General features: G+C 68.4%; 1 protein-coding gene. It reads left to right on the top strand.

Features of this window, described 5'->3' with window-relative positions:
- Positions 1-721 precede the first annotated feature (721 nt).
- Positions 722-2,470, top strand: a complete 1,749-nt coding sequence (ltrA, locus tag I6A81_RS40905; RefSeq protein ID WP_238431179.1) for a group II intron reverse transcriptase/maturase — start codon at positions 722-724, stop codon at positions 2,468-2,470.
- Positions 2,471-2,547: the final 77 nt, after the last annotated feature.

Here is a 2,547-nt window from a genome sequence, read left to right as displayed (position 1 = left end):
CGTGCGACACGAGGTCGCATGAGAACAGTGGTACTCGTTGAGGAGGTTCGACTGATGTCGAAGACGTAGGACCCGGTCCCGTGCGCAAGGACCGTCCCCGCCCTGGCGTGCGTCGCGGGTAACCGCGGGGTGCGAAGCCCAGGGTTGAAGGCCCAAGGACTGCTGTTCCATCCAGGGGTTACAGGCCGGGGAAGACCGGACGGGTGAATCGCGTGAACCCTCGTTGACGCCTCGTCATGAGCACTCTCGCCGATGGGATGGTCCAGCGGGAGACAGGGGCCGGTCGTTGTGAGGCGACGGGTGCCGCCCGGACGGGTCTAGCCGGGCGGGAGCGCACCGCCGTCCCCGGGGCACAGAGGGCACCCACCCCGGTCGTGTCTGTTTCATGCGGAACGTGACAACCCCGCCGGTGTCCAGACCCAGTGATAGCTGGATCTGGTAGGTCGACCGTGAGGTCGACCGATGCGCCGGCGGGCGCAGGACGGCCCGAGAAGCGAATGCCGGCAGCCGAAAGGCAGCAGGAAACCGGAACCGCGTGCCGGCACCTCCGCCGGTGGTCCCGCATAACTGGCCGGATAGAGGCTGATGCCTTGACCCGAGAGGGTGCTGACGCGGGCCGGGTGAGCCCGCGAACGACGAGTTGGCAACGGCACCGGAACCGAGGGGCAAGTTGGACACCACGATGGCGCCTGAGGTGATCACGGTCGGCGATGGTCGCGTCATGGTGAACGGACCCGAGGACGAGTTCCCCGGCTGGGACGCTGTGGATTGGCGTGCCGTCGAGGAGGACGTACGGCGACTGCGGCGGCGGATCTTCGCGGCGACCCGGGCGGGGGACCTGAAGAAGGTCCGCAACCTGCAGAAGTTGATGCTCCGTTCCCGCGCCAACGCGCTGCTGTCGGTGCGGCGGGTCACGGAGGTCAACGCTGGCCGCAAGACGGCTGGGGTGGACGGCCAGGTCGTGGTGACGGACCAGCACAAGGCCGAACTGGCCGACTGGGTCCAGCACCGCGCGGCGCCGTGGTCACCCCGCCCCGTCAAGCGGGTGTATGTGCCCAAGAGCAACGGGCGTCGCCGCCCGCTCGGAATTCCCGTGATCGCCGACAGGTGCCTTCAGGCCCTGGCGGTCAACGCGCTGGAACCCGAGTGGGAAGCCCGGTTCGAGCCGAAGTCGTATGGCTTCCGGCCAGGCCGTGGCTGTCACGACGCGATCGTGGCCATCCACACCACCGCGTCCCGCCGGGACGCCAAACGGGTATGGGTGCTCGACGCGGACCTGGCGGCGGCCTTCGACCACCTCAACCATGACCACATCCTCAGGTCGCTGGGCACGTTTCCCGCCAGGGAACTGGTCCGGCAATGGCTGACAGCGGGTGTGGTCGAGGCCGGTCGGTTCACCCCGACCCCCGAAGGGGCCCCACAAGGCGGGGTGATCAGCCCGTTGATCATGAATGTTGCTCTGCACGGCATGGAAGCCGCCGCCGGGGTTCGCTACTACGTCTCCGGCACTCGCGCCGGCAAGACGATGAACGGCTGCCCAGTCGTGGTCCGCTATGCCGATGACCTGATCGCCCTGTGCCATTCGCGGGAGCAGGCCGAGCAGGTCAAGACACAGCTCGCCGAGTGGCTGGCCCCCAGAGGCCTGGTCTTCAACGAGGCCAAGACACGGATCACGTCGCTGGATCAGGGCGTGGACTTCCTGGGGTTCAACATCCGCCGCTATCCCAACGGCAAGCTGTTGACCAAGCCGAGCGACGACGCGGTGCGACGGATCCGCGGGCGGCTGTCCATCGAGGTGCGGGCCCTGCGCGGGGCCAACGCCGACGCGGTGATCGCGAAACTCAACCCGATCATCGTCGGATGGACGGCGTACTACCGGATCGGGGTGTCCAAGCGCCTGTTCAACGCGTTGGACGCCGACGCGTGGAAACTGGTCTACAAGTGGGCCAGGTTCCGCCACCCGAACAAGTCGAGGCACTGGGTCAGGGCCCGGTACTTCGGCGCGTTCCACCCGTCCAGGCAGGACACGTGGATCTTCGGAAGTCGGGTCACCGGCTTCTACCTGCGGAAGTTCGCCTGGACCCCGATCGTCCGGCACCGGATGGTGGCAGGCGGGTCATCTGCCGACGACCCCGACCTTGCCACCTACTGGGCCCAGCGGCGTCGCCGGATCCGGCCACACCTGGGGGTGACCACGCTGCTCCTCCAAGCCCAGCACGGCCGCTGCCCTATCTGCCGAGGCCGGCTCCTGCACGCCGACCGTGAGCCACAAAGCCCACAAGAGTGGGAACAGTGGCTCACGACCACCCGCACGGCGACCCGCAAGCGCACACTGATCGCCTGGGGCGCGGGCACACCGGACGAACGCGTCGCAACCCGCCTCATACACACCCACTGCCACCGCCGCACCCTCGGCGATGGCACCTGGGCAGCACTTCCGCCCGCCCGCAAGCCCACGAGGCTCGCTTGAGCCGGTTGCCCGGAAAGCGGGCACGGCCGGTTCTGAGGGGGCCCCGGCGCAGCAATGCGCCGGGGCTACCCGACGAG

The sequence above is a fragment of the Frankia nepalensis genome, from assembly GCF_016786325.1.
Classification (GTDB): domain Bacteria; phylum Actinomycetota; class Actinomycetes; order Frankiales; family Frankiaceae; genus Pseudofrankia; species Pseudofrankia nepalensis.
Note: the sequence above shows the minus strand (reverse complement) of the source record. Positions and strands in the feature narration are given on the sequence as shown.